Annotated in this window: 21 protein-coding genes; 8 read left to right on the top strand and 13 right to left on the bottom strand. The window is 41.3% G+C overall.

All coding sequences use genetic code 11. The features are described from left to right. The 4 genes from SFRI_RS05405 to rlmD all read right to left on the bottom strand — a co-directional run bounded on the left by SFRI_RS05405 (position 1) and on the right by rlmD (position 6,425). On the bottom strand, positions 1 to 1,638 hold the full coding sequence (locus SFRI_RS05405; protein ID WP_011636525.1) for a CTP synthase: 1,638 nt from the start codon (positions 1,636 to 1,638) through the stop codon (positions 1 to 3). Positions 1,639 to 1,752: 114 nt separating this feature from the next. Then, positions 1,753 to 2,604: a nucleoside triphosphate pyrophosphohydrolase gene (gene mazG / locus SFRI_RS05400; RefSeq protein ID WP_049763520.1), complete on the bottom strand. Its 852-nt coding sequence runs from the start codon at positions 2,602 to 2,604 to the stop codon at positions 1,753 to 1,755. Positions 2,605 to 2,665: 61 nt separating this feature from the next. Next, positions 2,666 to 4,873, bottom strand: coding sequence for a GTP diphosphokinase (relA, locus tag SFRI_RS05395; protein WP_041412824.1), 2,208 nt, complete (start codon positions 4,871 to 4,873; stop codon positions 2,666 to 2,668). 184 nt (positions 4,874 to 5,057) lie between these two features. Further along, complete coding sequence (gene rlmD, locus SFRI_RS05390) at positions 5,058 to 6,425, bottom strand: 23S rRNA (uracil(1939)-C(5))-methyltransferase RlmD (protein ID WP_011636522.1); 1,368 nt, start codon at positions 6,423 to 6,425, stop codon at positions 5,058 to 5,060. Positions 6,426 to 6,527: 102 nt separating this feature from the next. Between rlmD and barA the strand changes: the two genes are divergently transcribed. The 6 genes from barA to SFRI_RS05360 all read left to right on the top strand — a co-directional run bounded on the left by barA (position 6,528) and on the right by SFRI_RS05360 (position 14,315). Then, positions 6,528 to 9,386: a two-component sensor histidine kinase BarA gene (gene barA / locus SFRI_RS05385; protein WP_011636521.1), complete on the top strand. Its 2,859-nt coding sequence runs from the start codon at positions 6,528 to 6,530 to the stop codon at positions 9,384 to 9,386. Beyond that, the gene (locus SFRI_RS05380; RefSeq protein ID WP_041412822.1) at positions 9,376 to 9,972 is read left to right on the top strand and encodes a YjaG family protein; all 597 of its coding nucleotides are present in this window, start codon (positions 9,376 to 9,378) and stop codon (positions 9,970 to 9,972) included. Before barA ends, SFRI_RS05380 begins: the two co-directional genes overlap by 11 nt. A gap of 84 nt (positions 9,973 to 10,056) precedes the next feature. Continuing rightward, the gene (locus SFRI_RS05375; RefSeq protein WP_011636519.1) at positions 10,057 to 10,257 is read left to right on the top strand and encodes a DUF3319 domain-containing protein; all 201 of its coding nucleotides are present in this window, start codon (positions 10,057 to 10,059) and stop codon (positions 10,255 to 10,257) included. Between the two features lie 88 nt (positions 10,258 to 10,345). Further along, entirely contained in the window at positions 10,346 to 11,314 is a 969-nt protein-coding gene (locus tag SFRI_RS05370; RefSeq protein ID WP_011636518.1) for an AEC family transporter, read from the top strand. 128 nt (positions 11,315 to 11,442) lie between these two features. Continuing rightward, entirely contained in the window at positions 11,443 to 13,101 is a 1,659-nt protein-coding gene (gene recN / locus SFRI_RS05365; protein WP_011636517.1) for a DNA repair protein RecN, read from the top strand. 149 nt (positions 13,102 to 13,250) lie between these two features. After that, positions 13,251 to 14,315 (top strand): hypothetical protein, encoded by a 1,065-nt coding sequence (locus SFRI_RS05360; protein ID WP_123777142.1) that lies wholly within the window; start codon positions 13,251 to 13,253, stop codon positions 14,313 to 14,315. A 131-nt stretch (positions 14,316 to 14,446) separates the two neighbouring features. Here the strand turns inward: SFRI_RS05360 and SFRI_RS05355 are convergent, their stop codons facing one another. The 9 genes from SFRI_RS05355 to glyA form a co-directional block, all read right to left on the bottom strand. Beyond that, complete coding sequence (locus SFRI_RS05355) at positions 14,447 to 14,938, bottom strand: phosphatidylglycerophosphatase A family protein (RefSeq protein ID WP_011636515.1); 492 nt, start codon at positions 14,936 to 14,938, stop codon at positions 14,447 to 14,449. A 10-nt stretch (positions 14,939 to 14,948) separates the two neighbouring features. Beyond that, positions 14,949 to 15,905 carry a thiamine-phosphate kinase gene (thiL, locus tag SFRI_RS05350; protein WP_011636514.1) on the bottom strand — a complete coding sequence of 319 codons (957 nt, stop codon included), beginning with the start codon at positions 15,903 to 15,905 and terminating at the stop codon, positions 14,949 to 14,951. Between the two features lie 87 nt (positions 15,906 to 15,992). Then, positions 15,993 to 16,397: a transcription antitermination factor NusB gene (gene nusB, locus SFRI_RS05345; protein WP_011636513.1), complete on the bottom strand. Its 405-nt coding sequence runs from the start codon at positions 16,395 to 16,397 to the stop codon at positions 15,993 to 15,995. A gap of 13 nt (positions 16,398 to 16,410) precedes the next feature. Beyond that, positions 16,411 to 16,887 (bottom strand): 6,7-dimethyl-8-ribityllumazine synthase, encoded by a 477-nt coding sequence (gene ribH, locus SFRI_RS05340; RefSeq protein ID WP_011636512.1) that lies wholly within the window; start codon positions 16,885 to 16,887, stop codon positions 16,411 to 16,413. A gap of 123 nt (positions 16,888 to 17,010) precedes the next feature. Next, positions 17,011 to 18,114 carry a bifunctional 3,4-dihydroxy-2-butanone-4-phosphate synthase/GTP cyclohydrolase II gene (ribBA, locus tag SFRI_RS05335; RefSeq protein WP_011636511.1) on the bottom strand — a complete coding sequence of 368 codons (1,104 nt, stop codon included), beginning with the start codon at positions 18,112 to 18,114 and terminating at the stop codon, positions 17,011 to 17,013. A 124-nt stretch (positions 18,115 to 18,238) separates the two neighbouring features. Beyond that, on the bottom strand, positions 18,239 to 18,898 hold the full coding sequence (locus SFRI_RS05330) for a riboflavin synthase (protein WP_011636510.1): 660 nt from the start codon (positions 18,896 to 18,898) through the stop codon (positions 18,239 to 18,241). 64 nt (positions 18,899 to 18,962) lie between these two features. Further along, on the bottom strand, positions 18,963 to 20,108 hold the full coding sequence (ribD, locus tag SFRI_RS05325) for a bifunctional diaminohydroxyphosphoribosylaminopyrimidine deaminase/5-amino-6-(5-phosphoribosylamino)uracil reductase RibD (protein WP_011636509.1): 1,146 nt from the start codon (positions 20,106 to 20,108) through the stop codon (positions 18,963 to 18,965). Positions 20,109 to 20,172: 64 nt separating this feature from the next. Continuing rightward, positions 20,173 to 20,622, bottom strand: a complete 450-nt coding sequence (gene nrdR, locus SFRI_RS05320) for a transcriptional regulator NrdR (protein WP_011636508.1) — start codon at positions 20,620 to 20,622, stop codon at positions 20,173 to 20,175. Between the two features lie 114 nt (positions 20,623 to 20,736). Beyond that, entirely contained in the window at positions 20,737 to 21,990 is a 1,254-nt protein-coding gene (glyA, locus tag SFRI_RS05315) for a serine hydroxymethyltransferase (protein WP_011636507.1), read from the bottom strand. Between the two features lie 261 nt (positions 21,991 to 22,251). On the opposite strand from glyA, the gene ettA reads away from it, so the two are divergent. Both ettA and SFRI_RS05305 read left to right on the top strand, forming a co-directional pair. Then, the gene (gene ettA, locus SFRI_RS05310) at positions 22,252 to 23,919 is read left to right on the top strand and encodes an energy-dependent translational throttle protein EttA (protein ID WP_011636506.1); all 1,668 of its coding nucleotides are present in this window, start codon (positions 22,252 to 22,254) and stop codon (positions 23,917 to 23,919) included. A gap of 288 nt (positions 23,920 to 24,207) precedes the next feature. Beyond that, positions 24,208 to 25,443, top strand: coding sequence for a hypothetical protein (locus SFRI_RS05305; RefSeq protein WP_011636505.1), 1,236 nt, complete (start codon positions 24,208 to 24,210; stop codon positions 25,441 to 25,443). The last annotated feature ends 199 nt before the right edge of the window (positions 25,444 to 25,642 follow it).

Here is a 25,642-nt window from a genome sequence, read left to right as displayed (position 1 = left end):
TTAATCGATATCGCGTTTTTGATACGCATAAGAAGCGGCTATAAACCCTTCAAACAATGCATGACCGTCGCGTGGGGTTGAGGTGAATTCCGGGTGGAATTGACTCGCAACAAACCATGGGTGATTTGGTAATTCAATCATCTCGATCAGTTTACGATCAGATGACAAACCACTAAACACTAAGCCGGCCTTTTCTAGGCGATCAATGTAGTTGTTATTCACTTCGTAACGGTGACGATGACGTTCAACACAAGTAGCAGAATCATAGGCTACTGCCGCTTTTGTGCCTTCTTTTAAATGACATAGCTGAGCGCCTAAACGCATAGTGCCACCTAAATCTGAAGACTCATGACGCGTCTCAACATCCCCTTCTTCATTAATCCACTCAGTAATTAAACCCACTACTGGATAAGGTGTCTGTGGATTAAACTCAGTTGAATGCGCACCTTCTAAACCTGCTACATGACGAGCGAATTCAATTAATGCTACCTGCATACCTAAACAGATACCAAAGTACGGAAGATTGTTTTCACGAGCAAATTTAGCAGCAAAAATCTTACCTTCTACGCCACGTTCGCCAAAGCCACCAGGTACTAAAATACCATCTAGACCTTGCAACACTTCTTCGCCTTTAGCTTCAACTGTTTGTGAATCAATGTACTTAATGTTCACTGTCACACGGTTTTTTAAGCCTGCATGCTTTAATGCTTCATTCACCGACTTGTATGCATCAGGAAGTTCAATGTACTTACCTACCATACCAATAGTGACTTCACCATTTGGATTGGCTTCTTGGTAAATAACGTTTTCCCACTCAGACAAATCAGCTTCGTTACACGTTAAATTAAAACGTTTAATGACTAAATCATCTAATCCTTGTGAGCGTAATAACGCAGGGATTTTGTAAATGCTATCAACGTCTTTTAAGGAAATAACCGCACGTTCTTCTACGTTACAGAATAGCGAAATTTTAGCTTTTTCATTGGCAGGAATTGCACGGTCGCCACGACAAACCAATACATCCGGCGCAATACCAATTGAACGCAGCTCTTTAACAGAGTGTTGAGTCGGTTTGGTTTTAATTTCACCAGCAGCGCCTAAGAATGGCACTAAGGTTAAATGCATAAATAGTGTACGTTCGCGTCCTAGCTCAGAACCTAATTGACGAATAGATTCAAGAAACGGCAATGATTCAATATCACCTACCGTGCCACCGATTTCGACAATCGCCACATCATGGCCTTCACCACCAGCTAACACTTTTTCTTTAATCGCGTTAGTAATGTGTGGAATAACCTGAATGGTTGCGCCTAAATAATCACCACGACGTTCTTTACTAATGACTTCTTCGTAAATACGGCCAGTAGTAAAGTTATTGCGACGATTCATTTTGGTACGAATGAAACGTTCGTAATGACCTAAATCGAGATCGGTTTCTGCACCATCTTCAGTCACGAAAACTTCACCGTGCTGAGTTGGGCTCATGGTACCCGGATCGACGTTAATATAGGGGTCAAGTTTCATAATGGTTACATTGAGGCCACGCGCCTCTAAAATTGCCGCGAGCGAAGCTGCTGCAATGCCTTTACCTAGTGATGAAACAACGCCACCAGTAACGAAGATATACCTTGTAGTCATGCTGAACCTGAGAAAATGTGTTGGAAAAAACGTGCTTGTAAGAAAGCACTAGGACGGGGCGATATTATAGCAAAGCCACCTCGTTTCGACAAACTTAAACGCGCTAATTTTAGCTTAATTTATGTTTTCGTGTTGTTTTACTACATTCCAGTAGTGGTCTAATTCTTCCAGGCTATGCTGTTGTATCGGTTTTCCACTATTGTCTACACATTGCTCAACCCCTCTAAATCTACGTTCAAATTTATGATTGGCTTGACGCAGTGCTTGTTCAGGATCAACGTTTAAATGACGGGCAAGGTTCACTACAGCAAACAATAAATCGCCCATTTCATCAACAATTCTCGGCTGATAAAAATCAGGGTCTTTATGTCGTAGATTAACTTCTACCAATACTTCATCGATTTCTTCATGTATTTTGGCAACAACAGGCTCAAGCTCGGCCCAGTCAAAGCCAACTTTAGCCACTCGATGTTGAATTTTTCGTGCTCTAGATAACGCGGGTAATGCATGAGGGATATCATCTAACGCTGAGTGCAGTTGTTTTTGCTGACGTTCATTGGCTTTTAACGAATCCCACGCTTGGCTTAAATCGTGAGTATTGGTAATGGCACCAACAACGTTGTTTTCTGACTGAGCAAATACATGCGGATGACGGCGAATAAGCTTATCGCTAATTCGCGCTACTACCGTAGAAAAATCGAACTTACCTTGCTCTTGCCCTAATTGGCAATAAAACACTATCTGAAACAATAAGTCGCCCAGTTCATCAGGTAACTCTTCCCATGCTTGTCGCTCAATAGTATCAACAACCTCATAAGCTTCTTCTAAGGTAAAGGGCACAATACTGGCAAAATCTTGCGCTTGATCCCAAGGACAACCAGACTCGGGGTTGCGCAATTGCTGCATGATGGTCAGTAACGATTGAATATCTGCCACAGAAACGGTCCTCTCTTGTAAAGATAAAATCTAATGAAAAAGGCACCTAACAAGTAGATGCCTTCAAGGTAAGTCCATGATGTTAATTACGTTATAATCGACGCGACTCAATCACACCATCAACGAGCGACAGTTTACCGAGAATCCGTGATAAACCATCTAAATTATACAATTCAAGTTCAAGCTCTACGGTGGCGGTTTGGCTCTTAACATCAGAAGATGAACTCATCGCCATCACATTGGATTTCTCCGCCGCTAGCACTGTGGTTAAATCTCGTAATAAACCACTGCGATCATGGGCAAGTACTCTAACGCGAATACGATAACCACCAGAATAGTTCTCACCCCAAATCACATCGACACTGCGTTCTGGGTGAGCACGCATTAATTCTTTCACTTGTTCGCAATCACTACGGTGCACAGAAATCCCCCGCCCCATAGTAATATAACCAAATATTTCATCGCCGGGAACGGGTTGGCAACAACGCGCAATGTGGCTCATTAAATTACCCACACCATTAACTTCGACTTGGCCTTTACTCGACTTTTTAGGCTTATGCGACGCTTTCTTTATAATATCTTCAAGTAAGTTTTCGTCAGTGTCTTCTACTTTGCGAATTTTGGTATCGGTAAAGTTAACCACTTGATTTAAGCGTAAATCACCCCCACCGATGGCTGCTAGCATGTCATCCATAGTGTTTAAATTAAAGCGCTCTACCGCCACTGCTGCATCTTTAATTTTAAGACCTACTCGGGCTAATTCAGACTCAAGCATCTCTTTACCCGCGGCAATATTTTTATCGCGGTCTTGTTGCTTAAACCAGTGTTGAATTTTTGAACGCGAACGAGACGACTTGATATAGCCTAAATTAAGATTGAGCCAGTCACGTTTTGGGTTAGGCGTTTTTGAAGTGATAATCTCAATGCGCTCACCCGTTTCAACTTGGTACGTGAATGGCACAATGCGGCCGTCGACTTTTGCACCAATACATTTATGACCCACTTGAGAGTGAATATAATAAGCAAAGTCGAGTACAGTTGAGCCTAAAGGTAAGTCAACAACTTCACCACTTGGGGTAAATACATAGACTCGGTCTTCAAATACTTGGCTACGGACTTCGTCAACCAAATTACCACTTTCAGCGACATCTTCTTGCCACTGTAAAATTTTACGCAACCAGTTAATTTTTTCTTCGTAACCCGTTTGTTTGGTATTACTGGCACCTTCTTTGTATTTCCAGTGCGCGGCAACGCCAAGCTCAGAATCTTGATGCATCGCCTCAGTACGAATTTGAATTTCTACTGTTTTGCCTTCAGGACCTACGACTACTGTATGAATAGATTGATAGCCGTTCGGTTTTGGATTTGCTACGTAATCGTCAAACTCACGCGGAATATGGTGCCAAAGGTCATGTACAACCCCTAACGCGCCATAGCAATCTTGTAATCTTTCGGTGACAATACGCACTGCACGAACGTCAAAAAGCTCATCAAACTTGAGATCTTTGCCCTTCATTTTTCGCCAAATACTGTAAATGTGTTTTGGGCGACCGTACACTTTGGCGCGAATATCATCGCTATCTAAACGTTGCTGTAACTGGGTGACAAACTTGTCGATAAACACTTCTCGGTCGACACGCTTACCATCAAGCTGTTTAGCAATGTCTTTATAAACGGTTGGATGCAAATAGCGAAAAGAAATATCTTCAAGCTCCCACTTTAATTGACCAATGCCTAAGCGATTTGCTAATGGCGCATAAATATCAGCAATTTCTCGTGCTAATAATACCCGAGTTTCTTCATCGGCGTTTTTTACCGCACGCAGTAAGCATACACGTTCGGCTAATTTGATCACTACGGCACGAACATCTTCAACCATGGCCAATAACATTTTTCGGATGTTATCTATTTGAGGTTCGGCATCGCGCGAATTTTGACTGACTTTTAATGCGCCAATGGCATTCATGGTCACAACGCTGGCAACTAACCTTGCAAGGTTTTCACCGTATTGCTCTAGAATTTGCTCTTCGTTGAGAACACCCGCATCGAATAGCAAAAATAATACTGCGGCTTGTAGCGTTTCGATGTCCATATTCAGCGGCGCTAAGATTTCGATCATTTCGCGAGCGCGCGCAAGCAGTTCAGTATGAGCCAGTTTGTTTTTAACCGGTAGGGCCTCAACTTGCTGGATCAATACCAATAACTTCTGAGCATCATCTTTGTCGTCGAGATAACGAGCGACCCACTCATCTAATTGGAATGCTTGCGTATTAAAATGTGCTTCGCGAACAGATACCATGAACCCTTCCTTAGCCGCATGACCGACTGACATCCAACCATATGCACATGGCATAGTGTGCATAAATGGTGTTAACACCAACTGAACAACCTATCTTGAAGCGCTATATTCTTTTGTCAATTCAATAGCGTTCAGTTGGCCAATTTTTTAGCATATCTATCGTAAGCGGCTAAAAAATCGTTGTTTAAATATTTAATTCAAATAACACCATGGCTTCAATATGATGTGTCTGTGGAAACATATCGACTAATCCCACTTGGGCAATTCGATATCCACTGGCTAATAATACACTACTGTCACGCGCTAAACTTGCCGGATTACATGAAACATACACCACTTTTTTAGGTTGCATTTTCTGTAACCATTGTAAACTTTCAAAAGCACCGGCTCGAGCAGGGTCCAGCAACAGTTTATCAATTTTGCCTAACCATGTTTGCGTCGAAAGATCAGCACTTAAATCCGCATGATAGAAAGTCACATTATCCAATTGGTTGTCGATAGCGTTTTGCTTGGCTTGTTGCACCATTTCAGGCACACCTTCAACACCAATGACTTCTGCAGCCTTTAATGCCAACGGTAAACTGAAATTACCCACACCACAGAATAGATCTAAAATACGCTCACCAGATTGAGGGTCTAACCATTCGATGGCTTGATCGACCATGGCCTGATTAATAGCACCGTTAACTTGGACAAAATTACCAGGAGTGAATGAACAACGAACAGCCTCCTGTGCAAGATGATAATAAGGTAACGCGATAGCTTCATCACCAGCTGGCAGCAAGGGAAACAATTGGGTTAATTGACCAGCATCATCTTGCAATAACAAGTTAAGTTGGTGCTTTTCGGCAAACCCCGTTAACCAACGAATATCAGATGCTGGCAACACTTTAGTCACTCTTAATACCGCAAAATTACCGTTATCAGCTTGGGTGAGTTCAACATGCCCTAAACTGGCCTTAGCTTTAAGTTGATTTAAATTAGCCGCTAATGGGGTAATTAAAGCGGACAATGACTCAGATAACACAGGGCACTGTTGAATAGAAACAATTTTATTGCTATTTCCTGCGCGAAACCCAAGTTGTAACCGTTGAGTATTTTTATCAAATAATGTGGCCAATCTTGCGCGTCGTCTATAATGCCACGCCTCACCCACTATAGGGTCAGCGACAATATCAGCATCAATAGCTTTAGCACTCGACAGCTTGCTGATGAGATCGACTAGAGCCGTTTGTTTATGCTCGCGTTGCGCATTAGTGTCCATGTGCTGCAAATCACAACCGCCACATTGTTGATAATGTGGACAATGAGGTTTGATTCGATTAACCGATGCAGACTCAATAGAGATGAGCTTGGCTTTAGCGTAGCTTTTCTTTTGTTCGACAAATTGCACCGTAGCAGTCTCTCCCGGTAACACTCCCGGAATAAACACTATTTTGCCTTGATGTTGCGCTATGCCTGCACCTAAATGGTCAAGTTGAGTGACACTGAGGCTTAACTTTGCTGATAATTGCTTAGATTTGTTCGGTTTTGCTTGGAAAAATTGTGCCATTTCGGCCTCAGGTATTGAATAAAAAACTAGTCAAGAGTGCGCCATATCTGGCAGTCTAGACGGAATAACAGCGATTTAGTAACAGGGATATACCTAACAGCCATGAAAAGTGCCAACAATATGACCAAATACAGCCTACGCTCTTGGGTTCTGGTACTTGCGTTAGCGCCCACGATTGTAGTGGGTATTCTACTTGGAAGTTATTTCACGATAAACCGCTTTTATGAATTGGAACAAACCTTAATTGAAAAAGGCAGCAACATTGTTGAGCCATTAGCCATTGCCAGCGAATTTGGCATAATCACTCAAGATCGTGAATCAACTAAACTTTTACTCGCCGCCTCGCAAATAAACAATGCATCCCTGATCCTATCTATTGCTGTTTTTGATGCCGAAAACCAACTCTTTGTCACTTCGCACTACCACAAAGATTTTGAAACTATGCGTTACAAACAAACGTTGGCAAACTTAATCGGCACAGAACATGAAACAATTGGCGATACTTTGGTCATTCGTGTGCCAATAATATCCCATACAGGGTTAGAACCAAAACATGTTGCCAGTATAAATCGCCAAAGTAACGGTGATATCAATAATAATACTTCTGTCAATGGCGTCGTTACGCCTATTTACAATAATCAACAAGAGCGAATTTTAGGCTATATATCAGTATTACTAAATAAAGAGAACGCCCTACTCGAACAGCATCGAGCGGCTATAGCGGCGTTTATTATCGTATTAATCGGGGTGCAATTTAACCTGTTTTTTACCTTCCGCTTAGTCAAGCACGTGAACTACCCCATTACTGAAATGGTGCGAGTGGTAGCCAAAATTCGTGAAGGTAAACTCGATACTCGCCTAGAAGGCAACTTGATTGGTGAACTGGATCTGCTTAAACGAGGGATCAACGCAATGGCTGGCTCATTGTCTGAATACCACGATGAAATGCAGCAAAATATTGATCAAGCGACCTCGGATTTACGTGAAACCCTCGAGCAGATTGAAATTCAAAACGTTGAGCTCGATATTGCCAAAAAACGCGCGCTTGAAGCGAGTCGGATTAAATCAGAGTTCTTAGCCAACATGTCGCACGAGTTACGAACGCCACTCAATGGTGTCATCGGATTTGCACGACAGTTATTAAAAACACCACTGCATACTAGCCAGCTCGACTACATAAAAACCATTGAACGCAGTGCCAGTAACCTACTGGGTATTATTAACGATATTCTCGACTTCTCTAAACTGGAAGCCGGTAAAATGATATTAGAAAAAATGCCTTTTGCACTGCGAGAAACGCTAACTGAAACCCTGACTATAATTGCCGGTAGTGCACAAGAGAAAGGACTAGAACTGGTTATCGACATTGATGCTAATGTGCCAGAAAGTGTCAGTGGCGACGCGATGAGAGTCAGCCAGATTATTACTAACTTAGTCGGTAACGCTATCAAATTTACCGACAAAGGCAGTGTCATACTCAAAATACACTTAGTGGGTCAGGACGAAGATAACATTACCCTGCGCTGCGAAGTTATTGACACCGGTATTGGTATTGATGAGAGTCAGCAAGAATATTTATTCCAAGCATTTGGTCAAGCCGACTCATCCATTTCACGCCGTTTTGGTGGCACAGGATTGGGCTTAGTGATTACTAAACGCTTAATCAACCAAATGGGTGGCCAGATAGGCTTCACCTCTGCCCCTAATAAAGGCTCAAATTTCTGGTTTATTCTGCCGCTTGGGATCAGTCAATTTGAAATTGGCGAAGTGTTGCCGGTTGATGCGTTGCAGCACAAATCAGTCTTATTGTATGAACCACGGGAATTAACCCGCGATACATTAAATCGCCGCTTGGTGTCATGGCAATTAATTATCACTAATGTTGCTAATCCAGAAAATCTCACCTCAGTGTTACAAACTAAAAACAGCAAATTTGATTACATCATCATGAGCTGCCATGGTTTTGCCGACAATGCGTCTTTTATCCATTTATTACAACAAGCCAAACAACATACCGACTGCCTGATTTTGTTGCATGACTGTCTAGACCAAGACATGATAATCAATGTGCTAAAAGTCAACGCAGATGTGTTGCTCAGCACCCCGGTGAGCGATTTTACCCTAGCGCATCATTTAATATATCCGCCAGTACCTTCTACTTTTGTGAGTTTACCTGAGCAGATAAATCTCGATGTAACCCAACGCCTCAATGCATCAGTATTGGCCGTTGACGACAACATGGCCAATCTAAAGTTAATTGATACTTTGCTCAAAGAATTAGTCGACAATGTGGTGACCGTTAACAATGGCGCGGATGCGATTCAACAAGCTAAAAAACAACCATTTGATTTAATCTTCATGGATATTCAAATGCCAGGAACCGACGGCATAACCGCAACCCAGCAAATACGTTCAGAATCACTAAACCGTAATACGCCGATTATTGCAGTAACGGCACATGCTATAGCCGAAGAGCGTGAGAATATTTTGGCTAGCGGTATGGATGGTTTCTCGCCTAAACCGATTGATGAATTATCACTAAAAAGCGTCATCAGCCGCTGGATAATTAAACCCCAATTTACCCATTTTGATACTCATGTTCTCAATTGGGATTTATGCTTAACCCAAGCAAACCAGAAAACCGATTTAGCCTTAGACATGTTAAAGATGTTGGTTAATTCATTACCTGAAACAACCGCTACTATTGATGAGGCATTAATAGCCAGAGATGCACAGACACTATTGCAGGCAGTGCATAAACTGCATGGCGCAACATGTTATTGCGGCGTACCGACCACACAAAAGCTCTGTCGGGATATTGAGTCAGCACTAAAGCATAAAATTGACATCGATGACCTAGAACCTGAAATACTAGAGTTACTTGATGAGTTAACTAAGGTAGAATCAGCTGCAAATCAAGTGATAAACCAGCTATCAGTGGATGTTCCCCATGACCAGTAAAACCGGTTTTTTTAAACGCCTAAAGGCATTGTCGTTACCTCAGAAGCAGCTTTTTGCACTCGCACTGTGTCAAAGAATGCTCCCAAATTATCAATTATTTTCTGAAGTATGTGAATTTGGTCAACCGCAGGTATTAGGTACTGCACTAGAGTTATTATGGCAAAGCCAATATGACAAAAAGCTTAAGTTCAATATTGATGTGCATTTACAGCGCCTCGATGAAAACACCCCTGATCCTAGCGACTTTGAAGCCTATGGTGCTTATCCCGCCATGGATGCGGCTGTTGCCATCGTCACCTTAATGGGTGCGATAGATGGAAAAATTGAAGAAGATATTACTAACATCAGTAAGTTATCATCAAGCACCGTCGCCAATTATATTGAAGCTATTAGTGATGAATCATTAATGGATGAAGAACTCGATGAGTTTGTTTTTTCGCATCCAGTAATGGAACAAGAAAAAGAATTACAAGGCATGTTACTCGACATTATCGAAGCCAATCCAGACATAACCAGCGAACTGGTTAAAGGTTTGCGTAAAGATATTATCGAAGCTGGTGTGTCTAATATTGGTATTAGCCTGTAGTACGAACTTGTAGAACAAATAGATTAATGTCAATCAACATCATTTAGCCTGAAATTATTCAGGCTTTTTATTGAGTCTCGTGCAATGAGAAGAATTTTTTATCAAGGTTTCACTTTCAGTAACGCCAATGGTAAAACTGATGACTGGACACTAGTAATTGGTAATCAGGTACGAGTAGGTTCGTTATTTGAATTAAGAAGGCAAGTGCATTTTTTTTCTGAACTGGGAATATTACCCCCTCCGAAAATATCAAAGGCGAATTTAGCCTTAAAATCTGACAAATAATCACTCGTTTAACTTTAGCCTAATTGCATCTGCCTATCGAAAAGCAGTAAAGTGATCTTATTATCATTTTGCTAAGGAATTGCGAGGGATGTCCAGTATTCTTACCCCGCTAATCGCTGTATTTATTATTATGCTGCTCGGCAGTATTGTTCAAAAAATGCGACTGTTGCCAGCAGACACCGATTTGATCCTCAATCAGTTTGTCTATTACATTGCTTTCCCCGCAATATTATTGATTGTGCTAGCTGAAACGCGCATTGAAGACATTATTCAATGGGGCTTTATCGGTGGGTTTAGCCTAGCGATGGTCATTACTTACGCCTTAGTGATTGTTGTATCACTACTTAGCACACCTAAGAAGCAAGCCGTTGCGGCAATGCGCGCATTAAACGCTACCTTTGGTAATACCGCATTTATTGGTATTCCATTGCTGAGTTTATTATTCCCAGGTCATAAAATGGCATTAGTCGCTGCAGCGATTGCCAGCTTGTTGTCAGTGATCATGTTTGCTTTTGCTTTAGTATCAATTGAGCTAGCCAGTCGTGATAAACAATCAACCGACCATGCCATCGTCATCATGGCTAATGCCCTGTATAAAAACCCAATCGTGGTTGGTAGTGTTATTGGCATTGGTTTATCAGCACTGCATATTACCTTACCGGATAGTCTGGGGTTAATGTTACACCAGGTGGGAAATACCTCTAGCCCATGTGCACTGTTTGCCATAGGAATGGTACTTGCCAAAGCCTTACGACATCAATCTGACACAAAGATGTTCAGTATTGGTTTGATTGCGGAACTGAATTTAATCAATTTACTCAAGTTAATTATTCAACCATTAATCGCCTTTGGATTACTCAAACTGTTCGGCGTAGAAAAGGAATTACTGACCATGGGAGTTATTTTAGCAGCGTTACCAACGGCAGCAAGTGTGTATCTTTTGGCCGACCGCTACCAAATAAACGCCAACGTCAGCGCCCAAGGCATTTTATATGGTACATTAATCACTTTTATCAGTTTGCCAATAATAGAAACACTTTTAAAATCCATTGCTTAATGATCAATCAAACCTAGATGATAAAATAGTCAACGATAATTATTGTCCAACCACTTTACTGTATATAAAATCAGTATATACTGTTTATCAATACAGTGGTTTGGTAGTTTCATTGACAGGAATTCATTATGCTTTGCCAACTCAGCATCAACAACTTTGCTATAGTACGCTTTTTAGAACTCGACTTTAAAGCCGGTATGACAAGCATCACCGGCGAAACAGGTGCAGGTAAATCGATTGCTATCGATGCGCTTGGATTATGTCTTGGTAATCGAAGTGATGCCAACACTGTCAGGCCTGGAGCCACCAAAACTGAAGTAAGTGCACGATTTACCCTTCATGATGTTCCTTTAGCCAAACGCTGGCTTGAAGATAGCGATCTTGATGCTGAAGATGAGTGTATATTGCGTCGAACCATTAACAGTGATGGCCGCTCAAGAGCCTACATAAATGGTAATCCTGTGCCTGTGACGCAATTAAAAGCCATCGGACAACTATTGATTGGTGTTCACGGCCAACATGCACATCACGCAATGCTTAAAAGCGAGCATCAATTAAACCTACTCGACCACTATGCTAACCACAAAATACTGCTTGATAGCGTTAGCGCTAGCTATCAACGCTGCAAACAAGTGGAAAACGAGCTAAAGCATCTTGAGCAAGCTCAGCACGAACGCATTTCGCGTCAACAGCTACTGCAATATCAAGTAGAAGAGCTTAATGAGTTTAACTTAGGCTTGGAAGAATTTGATGAAATAGAACAAGAACACAAACGCTTAGCCAATGGCACAGATTTAATTGAACGTTGCCAAGCAGGGTTACACTTATTGACCGAAAGTGATGAAGGCAATATAGAATCTCTGCTTAATAAAGTAGCCAGCATTGCTGATACGCTTCAAGGTTATGATGAATCCCTTGCACCTATTGGTACTATGATTAGCGATGCGTTAATTCAAGTACAAGAAAGCGCTAGCGAAATTGAAAGTTATTTAAGCAGTTTAGAACTTGACCCAGAACATTTTGCCTATTTAGATAAACGCCTTTCAACGGCAATGCAATTGGCGCGTAAGCATCATGTGAGTGCAGATAAGTTGGCGCTACATCATCAAGCATTGATGAATGAATTAACCGAACTTGCTGACGATGAAACTAAATTAGATGGTATAAGACAACAACTTGAAGCCACCAGAAATGCCTATTTAACCAATGCACAAAAACTGAGTCAAAGTCGTAGTCGTTATGCCAAAGAATTAGACAAGCTAGTCACTCAGTCTATCCATGAGCTCAATATGCCTAAGGGTAAATTTACCATTCAGATTAATCATAATCCGGACAACATTTCAGTTAATGGCTGCGATAGCATTGAATTTATGGTTACCACGAACCCTGGGCAACCATTACAACCGATTTCTAAAGTAGCCTCTGGCGGTGAGTTATCGCGTATTGGATTAGGTATTCAAGTGATCACAGCTAAAAAAGTCGCCACTCCAACACTCATATTCGATGAAGTTGATGTGGGTATTTCTGGACCAACAGCATCTGTCGTCGGTCGTATGTTACGTAGCCTTGGTGAGTCGACTCAAGTGTTATGTGTCACCCATTTGCCGCAAGTTGCAGGTAATGGCCATCAACATATGTTTGTGAATAAATTTAATAAAGGTGGCAACACCGAAACGACCATGCAGACCTTAGATAAAGATCAACGGGTGAATGAACTTGCACGCTTATTAGGTGGTGATGTCATTACAGAAAATACCTTGGCTAATGCCCGTGAGCTGTTGCAATAATCGTTATGCACTTATAAAAAGCAAATCAATATGTTAACGTAAAGTTAAAATAGATTTACGGATAAATCATAATGATGAAAGTAATAAAGGGCTTGGGTATTTTTGTCGGGCTAATATGTAGCTTACTGGTATTTACCGTTGTCTGTTTAGTGGCCATTAATGCAACAGACAGAACAAAGTCACCTAACACTCTTTTAGTTGAAAACTGGCTAAAACAGCAACCTATCGACCCTAGCGAAAATGGCTATGAGTATGCAATTACTATCGTAGGCACAATAGGAGATGATAAAACAAATGATAAAAAACCATTAATCAGCTTCAGCGAGCAAGAAGTTGAGTTAACTGACAATTTTAAAACCGCTTGTTATCAAACGGATTTGATAATATGCAGTGAATTTATTAGCGATAATAGCGATAGTATTAGAAATGTCATTGGCGCTCATAAAGCCAATATACAACAATATAATACATTATTAGATATGCCTTATTGGCAAGAAGAACCACAGTCTTTAACCCCAAATAATCAAGCTCACTGGGGTCTGCTTTTTAAGTTAAGAGATGTTCGTCAGCTTGCTGCGATAATAAGTGTAGATACATCTGACAACAAACTTGACCAACAAGCTGCGGTAGCATTTTTAAACAAAGATGCACATTTTTGGAATATGGTTTATCACTCATCTCGCTCAACACTCAATCATATGATTGCCGTTAACATGATAAAATATCAGCTTAATTTAGCTAGCACTTTAGCTAAGACCACAGATGCAGCTGTTGTAACCAAAGTCACAGCTTGGCAAACATCATTCGAGTTAACTGATAGTGATTTTGAACGGATATTTTCTGGAGAATGGCTTTTTGCCCATAACGTTACAGAACAAATGTTAATTGAAGTGCAGTCTGATAGTGTGGCTTTTTATGAGAAATGGTTAGCATATGCGTTGCTTAAGCCAACAGACAGTGACAATCTCATGGCCGAGTATATTGTCAGCCTAGTAAAGGAACCGGTTTCAACGACCTCGATGCACACACTCAAAGAACCAAATTATTGTTCTAACGACAATTATTTTCAGCAATTATGGATGTTACGCTACAATCCGATTGGTAAACTATTTAACTGCACTGTTTATGGAACAGATTACAAACAACGTTTAACTAATATGAATACAGAGTTAGAGCAATTGCGGACGAATCTACTTACCGCAAAATCATCCTAGTAAGTAGCTGCAACTGATTTAGTATGAGTATTATCGACAAAAAAGAGCACAAATATGCTCTTTTTATGTATTAGATGCGTTTATAATCATTGTTATAATCAGCTACTTATAATCTGGTATTGATAAAATATTTATAGATAATAGACCGCTAGTTGTACACCGATTAACGAAAATATTCCCGCCAATACATCATCAATCATTATCCCAAAACCGCCATGCACTTTGGCATCGAGCCAGCGAATAGGCCATGGTTTTACGATATCAAAAAAGCGAAATAGTACAAAACCAAGTGCTAACCACATAAAACCTAAAGGCGCTGCAATCATGGTGATCATCAAGCCAACTACTTCGTCCCATACAATTGCACCATGGTCATGTACGCCCATATCTTTAGCTGCTTTGCCACAAATATAGAATCCAGCGAGCATGCTAATACAGGTAATGATAAGGTAATTAGTTAAGCTTAACTGTTGCATGAGTAGCACGATGGGAACAGCGGCTAAAGTACCAAAAGTACCTGGTGCTTTTGCCGCTTTACCGCTGCCAAAGCCTAATGCCAAAAAGTGAATTGGATTGGCTAAAGACAGTTTTTTTACGAATTTATCTTGGGTTAATAGTCTCATAGTACTTCAATTAAAAATGCACAAAGCCACGTGAAATTGGGTTAAATTCTAGCCCATTTTCTACTAGTTTTAATTTATCACCTGCACTGATTTGGCCAATTTTAACAAATTTTACACCAGCATGAATTAACGCTGTATCAATTGCGCCACGTTGAGACTCAGGAACCGTAAACAATAACTCGTAGTCTTCACCACCAGTAAGTGCATAACTTAATGCATCTTCATGGCTGAGATTGGCTTTAATTGAGTTTGATAACGGAATTTGATTCACATCGATGACGGCGCCCACTTTTGATGCCGTTAATATATGCCCAATGTCAGACATTAAGCCATCTGATAAATCGATAGCACTGGTGGCGAGTGTACGAAGCGCTTGGCCTGCTAAAACACGAGGCGTTGGGTAATAATGACGATTAATTAGATATTCTTTATCTTCAGTGTTAACTGTTTTGACTCCTCTGAGGATATCAAGACCTAAAGCTGAGTCACCTAATGTGCCTGTCACATAAACCCAATCACCTATTTTTGCACCATCACGGGTTAATGCAGTACCTTTAGGAACTTGGCCATTAATCGTAATACTGATGCTGCGAGGTCCACGGGTAGTATCACCACCAATTAAGGCAATACCATAATATTCTGCAATCTCGAACAGACCTTCACTGAAATGTGCTAACCAAGGCTGGTCAACATCAGGCAAGGTCAACGCTAAGGTAAACCAGGCAGGTTCAGCTCCCATTGCGGCGAGGTCAGAAAGGTTAACCGCTAACGATTTATAACCTAAAGCATGAGCAGGAATGTCTGCTAAAAAGTGGACGTTTTCAACAAGGGTATCACAAGAAATCGCTAACGATTTATTGTCTGCAGGATTCACTAACGCACAGTCATCGCCGATGCTTAACTCAACATCGCGCCTTTTTAGGCCTTTATTGCGGAAGTAATGTTCGATGAGTTGGAATTCTTTCACATTCAGTCTGGTACGGTAAACCGTCCACCTTAATTTTGAAACAATTGATAACAAATGAAAACGGTATCCGAAGATACCGTTCTGGTGTTACTTATGCTTCACTAACTTATCAAGCAAGCCGTTGACAAATTTGTGACTATCTTCAGCACCAAACGCTTTCGCTAACTCGATACCTTCGTTAATCGCCACTTTAAACGGCACATCTTTACGGAAGGTCAACTCATAAGTTGCCAGACGCACAATGGCTTTTTCTACTGGTGATACTTCTTCAAACTTACGATCAAGATGCGGCTTTAACAGCTCATCAATTTGCGATGTTTTTGATGCTACACCAGTTAACAACTCACGAAAATAAGCGACATCAACACCGTCAGTGTTCTGTTCAGTTAAAAACTCATGTTCTACGTCAGCAACTTTGTTTTGACTTAACTGCCATGAATAAATGGCTTGAACGGCTAAACGGCGGGCCTTACGGCGCTCTGAAGGTTTCATACTTTTCCTACTATTACAGCTGTTGTTCTAGTTGTTGCAGTACATTAACCATTTCAAGCAAACTAAGGGCTGCTTCGCCACCTTTATTACCTGCTTTAGTACCTGAACGCTCAATAGCTTGTTCAATGGTATCTGTAGTTAATACACCGAATGAAACAGGAAGATCATACTCTAATGCAACTTGTGCAAGACCTTTGTTACATTCACCAGCAACAAATTCAAAATGAGGTGTACCGCCACGAATGACAGCACCTAATGCAATGATACCGTCAAACTTTCCACTTGCAGCCACACGTTTTGCAGCAAGTGGTAATTCAACTGCACCAGGTACGCGAACAACAGTAATGTTGTCGTCACTGACCTGGCCGAAACGCTTTAATGTGTCTATTGCACCATCAAGCAGACTTTCAACTAAAAAGCTATTGAATCGCGATATTACGATCGCCACTTTGGCATTTTTCGCTTCGATATTACCTTGAACTACGTTCATTCTATCTTACCTAAATTAGCTAAAGCACCCGGCTCGGGGCAAAAAGAGGCGTTATGATATCACAGCCAAAAGCCCTGAGCGCTATGCAATTAATGAATTTGTTAAATTTACCATCAGCCAAAATTATTCAGCTATATAATCAGTCACTTCTAAACCGAAACCAGACAGTGAATGATAACGTTTTGGCGAACTGAGTAAACGCATAGTGCTGACACCTAAACTCGACAGAATTTGCGAGCCTACGCCAACACGACGAGATGTTCCTTGCCACATAGCTGGCGCTGGAGATTGACCATTGTCTTCAGCTTCAAACGCTTTTACTTTGGCCAATAAATTACTCGTATGTTCATCATTACCCAATAACACTAAAACACCACCTTCTGAAGCTATCCGCTCCATGGCTTTTTCTAATGGCCAACTGCGCTTTTGATCACGTTCCGAATGCAGTAAATCATTGAAGGTATTTTGTAAATGCACTCGTACTAAGCAATTCGGTTTTACGTCATCTTTAATCAAGGCGTAGTGTAGTTGATTATCGATAGTGTCTCTGAAGGTCACCATAGTAAACTCACCAAAACGAGTCGGTAATTTACACTGAGCTTCGCGTACAACCGTGGTTTCATTCGTATTACGGTATTCAATTAAGTCGGCAATAGTACCGATTTTAATCCCATGCTTTTCACTGAATATTTCTAAATCGGGCCGGCGCGCCATGGTGCCATCTTCGTTTAAAATTTCAACAATCACACCAGAAGGCTCACAGCCAGCTAAGCGTGCTAAATCACAACCGGCTTCAGTGTGACCAGCGCGTATTAATACTCCGCCCTCTTGTGCCATCAACGGAAAAATATGCCCAGGTTGCACTAAATCAGAGGCTTTGGCGTCTTTGGCAACAGCAGCTTGTACAGTCACTGCACGGTCATGAGCAGAAATACCTGTTGTGACTCCAGTAGCCGCTTCAATTGACACGGTAAAATTCGTCGAGAACTGGGCATTGTTATTGGTAACCATTAAAGGCAAATTAAGCTGCTGACAACGCTCTTTGGTCATTGTTTGGCAAATTAATCCACGGCCATAGGTTGCCATGAAGTTGATTGCTGCTGGCGTCACTTTATCAGCGGCCATGATCAAATCACCTTCATTCTCTCTGTCTTCATCATCCATCAAGATAACCATCTTACCTTGACGAATATCTTCAATGATTTCTTCTATGCTATGTAGCGCCATTGTCAGACCTTTATTTAGTAAGTGTTTGATTTAAAATTTAGGTATTAAATCTACTGGTATTGCGAATTATCTATAGAGTACAAATGCTGTTTTACTGTCGCAATTAACGTAAAAATTGTCGCGTTTAACGTAAAAAACCTGATTTAGCGAGTAACTCCATGGTCACGCCCGATGAAGGCTGCACATGGTTAGCCTCCGGTTGCATTAAACGCTCTAAATAGCGCGCGATTAAATCGACTTCGATATTGACACTATCACCTACTTTTAAATCCACCAGCGTGGTTTCACCAGCAGTGTGAGGCACAATCGTTAATCTAAAACGAGCACCATCAACTTCATTCACGGTCAGACTAACGCCATCGATAGTGATCGAGCCTTTGTGAGCAATATAGCGACTTAATTGAGCTGGTACCGATAACCAAAACTCGAGTGCCTTGCCTCTGTAAGCGCATTGTTCAACTTTGGCAATGCCATCAACGTGTCCACTCACCATGTGTCCACCCAATCGAGTGGTTGCCGTCACCGCTTTCTCTAGATTAACCTTTTGGCCTACTTGATAATGACTAAAGCCCGTTAAGTCAACGGTTTCTGCCGATATATCAGCAACGTAACCATCACCTAAACGCTCAACAACGGTCAAACACACGCCATTGGTTGCAATACTATCACCTAGCTTTACGTCGGTTAAATCCAACTTACCACTGGCAACCGTTAAGCGGATATCGTTACCTTTACGATCAATTTTACGTAATGTGCCAAGGGCTTCGATTATTCCAGTAAACATAATGACTCACTTTTTGCTGTTAAACTTTGCTGTTGCTCAGGTTTTAGCCATAGCAACTCGCACATTAATAGGGTTGATTATATCTGAGGATATAACGCTTATCTTGTCCTACGTTACGTTCATCAATTAGTTGCAGTGCAGGCGTTTGTTCCATTGTACTGTAATCAGGTAACTGCAACATATTACGTCCATGGCTACCGAGGATTTTAGGCGCTTGATAAAGCACTACCTCGTCAACGAGCCCTTGGGCGACAAATGCCCCCGCTAAAGTGGCCCCCGCTTCAATTAAAACAGAATTAGCATGCTGACCTAAATACGTTAGCAAGGCTAACAATGGAATTCTGCCCGATGAGTCACACGTTAACTGAAGAAAAGATACATGTTCTGGAAATTCTGCCTTGACGCTTTCGGGATAATGGCAACCAGAAACCAGTAAAATAGGACTTTGAATTGAAAATAATTGCTGTGTTGCGGTTAATCTTGCGCGACTGTCTAGCACAACCCTTAAGGGTTGAAAGAATTCATCTTTTGTATGACGAGTGGTTAACTCACCTAGCGTCTCATAGCGCACATTAAGGCTAGGATCATCGACAAGAATGGTTTCAACACCAGTGATTAATGCACAGTGGCTAGCACGGTATTTTTGCACATCAGCTCTTGCTGCACTGCCGGTAATCCACTTTGACACTCCATTAGACAAGGCCGTTTTACCGTCTAAGCTGGCGGCTATTTTGACGGTTATCCAAGGAAGCCCTGTTTTCATCCGTTTCATAAAACCTAGGTTAAGGTCATAGGCCTGTTCGCAGAGCAATCCAACATCAACCTCAACACCAGCCTCACGTAATAGGGTAATCCCGCGGCCAGACACTTCAGGATTTGCATCGGTCACTGCGACCACAACTCTGGCAACTTTGGCGTTAATTAAGCCTAAAGCACAAGGTGGTGTGCGACCATAATGGCTACAAGGTTCAAGAGTGACATACGCGGTGGCACCTTCAGCAGACAAGCCATTATCATGCACCATTTTCAGCGCATTAACTTCGGCATGCCCTTGGCCCGCACGTTGATGATAACCTTCACCAATAATCTTATTCTGATAAACAATGACACAACCGACACAAGGATTTGGCCGTGTTGTATAACGGCCTTTCTCGGCAAGGGCGATGGCACGACTCATCATTTGGGTGTCAAAGGTGGACCAGTTAGACATGGGAGATAATCTCTTATTGCTTAAATGCCATTAAAACCATTAAAACAGATATTATTACGCGACATTACTTTTGCAATTTAGCAATGGCTTCACCAAATTGGGATACATCTTCAAATGCGCGATAAACCGATGCAAAGCGGATATATGCCACCTTATCAAGGCTCATCAACTGTTCCATCATCAGATTACCAATCATTTCAGAATTCACTTCACGCTCACCTGTCGCGCGCAGCGTTGATTTGATTTTAGTTAATGCTTGCTCAATTTCATCAATTGAGACTGGACGTTTTTCGACCGCACGTAGCATGCCTCCACGCAATTTTTCTTCATCGAATGGTTGTCGAGTGCCGTCGCGTTTGATGACGCGAGGCATGACTAATTCTGCGCCTTCAAACGTGGTGAAACGTTCATGGCATTCAGTACATTCCCGGCGGCGACGTACTTGGTGACCATCAGCCACTAATCGAGAATCTATAACTTTGGTATCGGTCGCGCTACAAAAAGGGCAATGCATTGAACCTCCTGCAGAAAAAAACAAAATGGCCGCTAACAATTAGCGGCCATTAAAGTTTATCCTATTTGTTGAACAAGGTTAACCTAAACCTGTATCAACAAACATCCAATACGATTAACCGTATACAGGGAATCGAGCACATAAGGCTAAAACTTGGCCTTTGACGCGGTCGGTTACAACAGTATTAGTTGCATCATCAAGAATGTCACAAATCCAACCGGTCAATTCTTTCGCTTCTGCTTCTTTAAAGCCACGACGAGTGATTGCTGGCGAACCAATACGGATACCAGAGGTAACAAACGGTGAACGAGGATCGTTAGGCACAGAGTTTTTATTAACAGTAATGTTTGCGCTGCCTAATGCGGCATCAGCTTCTTTACCGGTTAAATCACGACCAATTAAGTCAACCAACATTAGATGGTTTTCAGTACCGCCAGAAACGATTTTATAACCGCGAGCTAAAAACACTTCAACCATGGCTTTCGCGTTTTTAACCACTTGCTGCTGGTATACTTTGAATTCTGGCTCTAATGCTTCTTTAAATGCAACCGCTTTACCCGCGATAACATGCATTAAAGGACCACCTTGGCCACCCGGGAATACCGCTGAGTTCAACTTCTTATACAACACTTCATCATCGGCTGCAGAAATAATAATCCCGCCACGAGGACCCGCTAATGTTTTATGAGTTGTAGACGTAACCACGTGTGCATGAGGAACTGGCGTTGGATAAACACCAGCAGCAATTAAGCCTGCTACGTGTGCCATATCAACAAATAAGTATGCACCAATTTTGTCTGCAATTTCGCGCATTCTTGCCCAATCAACAATACCTGAGAATGCAGAGAATCCGCCGATAATCATTTTAGGCTTATGCTCAATGGCTAAGCGTTCCATTTCGTCATAATCAATTTTGCCAGCTTCATCGATACCGTAAGGAATGATGTTGTAAAGCTTGCCAGAAAAATTCACTGGTGAACCATGGGTCAAATGACCACCATGAGCAAGGTTCATCCCTAAAACGGTATCACCCGGTTGTAACAACGCCATAAATACTGCGCTGTTTGCTTGCGAGCCTGAGTGAGGCTGTACGTTGGCATAAGTTGCACCAAATAATTCTTTTGCGCGTTCAATAGCCAATGTTTCAACAACATCAACGTATTCGCACCCACCATAATAACGCTTGCCTGGATAACCTTCAGCATACTTGTTAGTTAACTGTGAACCTTGCGCTTCCATCACACGTGGACTGGTATAGTTTTCAGACGCAATCAATTCAATGTGTTCTTCTTGACGACAAGTTTCATCTTCAATGGCTTTAAATAATTCTGGATCATAATCCGCAATATTCATCGCTTTCTTCAACATGGTAGCTCCAACATCATTATATAAATAGTAGGGTTGCGCGGTATTCTACTCTGCAACGATAATGATTTACAGTACAAACAACATGAAATTCACTGTGTTCTGAATACAAAACGATTCATGTTAATAACGCTAAGCTAGCAGATTCTTTAGCGAATTGAGTCTAATAAGCACGCTAGATAAAATCACACAATTGCCTGTTGAGTTCAGCACATAATACAGTAGAATTATCACCATCTTTGTTGACAATTAGACAATATAATTATGGCTCAATTTGTATACAGCATGCTTCGTGTGGGTAAAATTGTCCCACCTAAAAAGCAAATATTAAAAGACATTTCATTAAGCTTCTTTCCTGGCGCCAAAATTGGTGTACTCGGGTTAAACGGTTCAGGTAAATCAACATTGCTGCGCATCATGGCGGGAATAGATACCGAAATTGAAGGTGAAGCACGCCCAATGCCTGGGTTAAAAATTGGCTACCTACCGCAGGAACCGCGCTTAAACGAACAACAAACTGTGCGCGAAGCCGTTGAAGAAGCCCTAAGCGAAGCTAAAAATGCACTAATACGCTTAGACGAGGTCTATTCTGCTTATGCTGAGCCCGATGCAGACTTCGACGCACTTGCAAAAGAGCAAGGCGAATTAGAAGCCATCATCCAATCTCAAGATGCACATAATCTTGATCATATTCTTGAACGTGCTGCTAACGCATTACGTCTCCCCGATTGGGATGAGAAAATTGCCGTACTCTCTGGTGGTGAACGTCGCCGAGTGGCCATTTGTCGTTTATTGCTTGAAAAACCAGAAATGCTATTACTCGACGAACCAACCAACCATTTGGATGCCGAGTCAGTGGCATGGTTAGAGCACTTTTTACAAGAATATAACGGCACTGTGGTCGCTATTACCCACGACCGTTATTTCTTAGATAATGCAGCAGGTTGGATTTTAGAACTCGACCGCGGCGAAGGTATTCCGTGGGAAGGTAACTACTCATCTTGGCTTGAACAAAAAGATGCGCGTTTGTCCCAAGAATCGTCCACAGAAAGCGCACGCCAGAAAACCATTGCTAAAGAATTAGAGTGGGTACGCCAAGGTGCTAAAGGTCGTCAATCAAAAGGTAAAGCCCGTATGGCTCGCTTTGAAGAATTGAACACCAACGATTACCAAAAGCGTAACGAGACCAATGAACTGTTTATCCCACCAGGACCTCGCTTAGGCGACAAAGTCATTGAAGTAACTAATTTAACCAAGTCATATGGTGACCGCGTACTGATTGATGATTTGACATTCACGGTTCCTAAGGGCGCTATCGTCGGTATTATTGGTGCTAACGGTGCGGGTAAATCAACCTTATTCAAAATGATCTCAGGCGAAGAACAACCAGACAGTGGCTCTATTTCTGTCGGTGATTCGGTTCAAATTGCCTCGGTTGATCAGTTCCGTGATTCGATGAATGACAAAAATACCGTGTGGCAAGAGATTTCTGGCGGCCAAGATATTATGCGCATCAACAACACTGAAATTTCTAGCCGTGCTTACGTAGGCCGCTTTAACTTCCGTGGTGGCGATCAGCAGAAAATAATTGGTTCATTATCGGGTGGTGAGCGCAACCGAGTTCACTTAGCTAAGCTATTACAAGCTGGTGGCAACGTATTGTTACTCGACGAACCCACCAACGACTTGGATGTTGAAACATTACGAGCACTAGAAGAAGCGTTATTAGAGTTCCCTGGTTGTGCAATGGTTATTTCCCATGACCGTTGGTTCCTTGACCGTATTGCGACCCATATATTGGATTACCGTGATGAAGGTAAAGTGAGTTTCTATGAAGGTAACTACACTGAGTATTCAACTTGGTTAAAGGCCACCTTAGGCACCGATGTAGTGGAACCGCATCGATTAAAATACAAGCGCTTAAATAAGTAACCTGTCTGTAGTAAAAGTGTTGAATAATAAAGCAGAGCCTTAGCGCTCTGCTTTATTATATTAGCCACTATTTGAAAGATTATTGTCTATATTGAACAATCGAGATGCCGACAAGTGTCAAAATTTTGTCAATTTATTGTGAGCAATGCACCACAATCTGTTTGTAAAGCCAAAATAACTTCAGTATTATAAATTATTAATGGATTATTTTACTCTTTGCTGATTACACTCAGCGCAATACAGAGTGTCGATGGTTCCAGCTTGTAGAGAAATTTAATGGAGATATCAGTGAGATACGGTTCAATTAGCCTTGCTTTATTGTGCTTATACGCAAGCAACTCATTTGCGGCACTCGAAGTCATTACCACGTCAGAAAAGCAGACTCTCAATAAAATTGAAAATCAATATGATATCGATACCCTGCTAATCACTGTTAACGACAAATTCTCACAGCTTAATAAAAAAGCCTATGACGTTGAAGGACTGAAAAAAACAATCGTTTCAGAACAACAACGTTATGATGAGCTAATTACAGAATTACCTAAGGTTATTCGTGCTAAAACGGGGCTTCCTGAAACCTATAAACAAATTGAAGAATCCGTCAATTTAGTCGATGAATTAACCCTAAAAGCAGAAGAAGACAGCAAACGTCTTGAAACTGAAAAAGTTGAAATATTAACTGAATATGAGGCGATAAATAAAAAACGTGCCGCTAAAAGTCAGCAACTTTTTAAACTCAAAACTGATATTACTAATCGTTTAATTGCAGATTTATCTAAATCAAGCAGCACACTGCCAGTAAATATTAATGGTTCGACTGAGTGTTCAAAATATCAAACTATCGCAGATTGTTTGAAAGAATCTAAAAGCAGCATTTTATCCAATACCCGTAATGAATCGCCGTTTTTAAATGACAAAAGTGTTTTATTGTCATATGAAGTTATCGACGCCAACATGAATATGAGAGGCGATTTACATTATAAAGTGGCGATGAATTTTAAGCCTTCTTATAACGATAAAATCGACTCAATGTTAAATGAAGAATTAGGCCTTAAGTCTGCGATGGTGACGTTAATCAGTAACGTACCCGCAGATTGGTATATCAATGGCACCAAAGTGGGCACGGGCAAAAAACTTTTTCACGAGATCCCTTTAGGTAAACACGGCATTTTAGCGTCTTACCAAAATCAAGATAAATCTAGCGTTGAAAATGTTGAAGGTAATGGCGTATTTAATTATAAATTTGCCAATGTTACTTCGTCTAACAAAGCCAGCAACCAAGCTAAAGTGGTGGCAGCAGAAGTCCCTAAAGGCATTCTTAAGCCAACAGTTAAACAACCACAACCTATCGCCCAAAAAGCGAAAGCTAAATACACCTTGTTTTCTGACCAAACCAGTATTAAGTTGAGTGATGATGATGCCAAAAAGAAATCATCAGATAAAGGTTATGAATATTTTATGGGTGTTACACCTGTCAATAAAAAGCAAAACATTGAATTTACTAACGAGCCTATCGAGAAGTAATGTTCTAACCAGCGTTTTAACATAACTGTTTATTCAGCTTGGCTGACATAAATCAAAGCCATATCTTCGGATATGGCTTTTTTTGTTGCTATAACATCATTAAAACGACTATCGATATGCGCCTTGTTACAAAGAAAATTAAAAGATTTACATTACTTTACGCTGAATTAAGCAAATATAATTACAATAAGCTGGCATC

The organism is Shewanella frigidimarina NCIMB 400 (assembly GCF_000014705.1).
GTDB classification, from domain to species: domain Bacteria; phylum Pseudomonadota; class Gammaproteobacteria; order Enterobacterales; family Shewanellaceae; genus Shewanella; species Shewanella frigidimarina.
The sequence above is the reverse complement of the archived record's forward strand: the minus strand, read 5'-3'. Positions and strand labels throughout refer to the sequence as shown.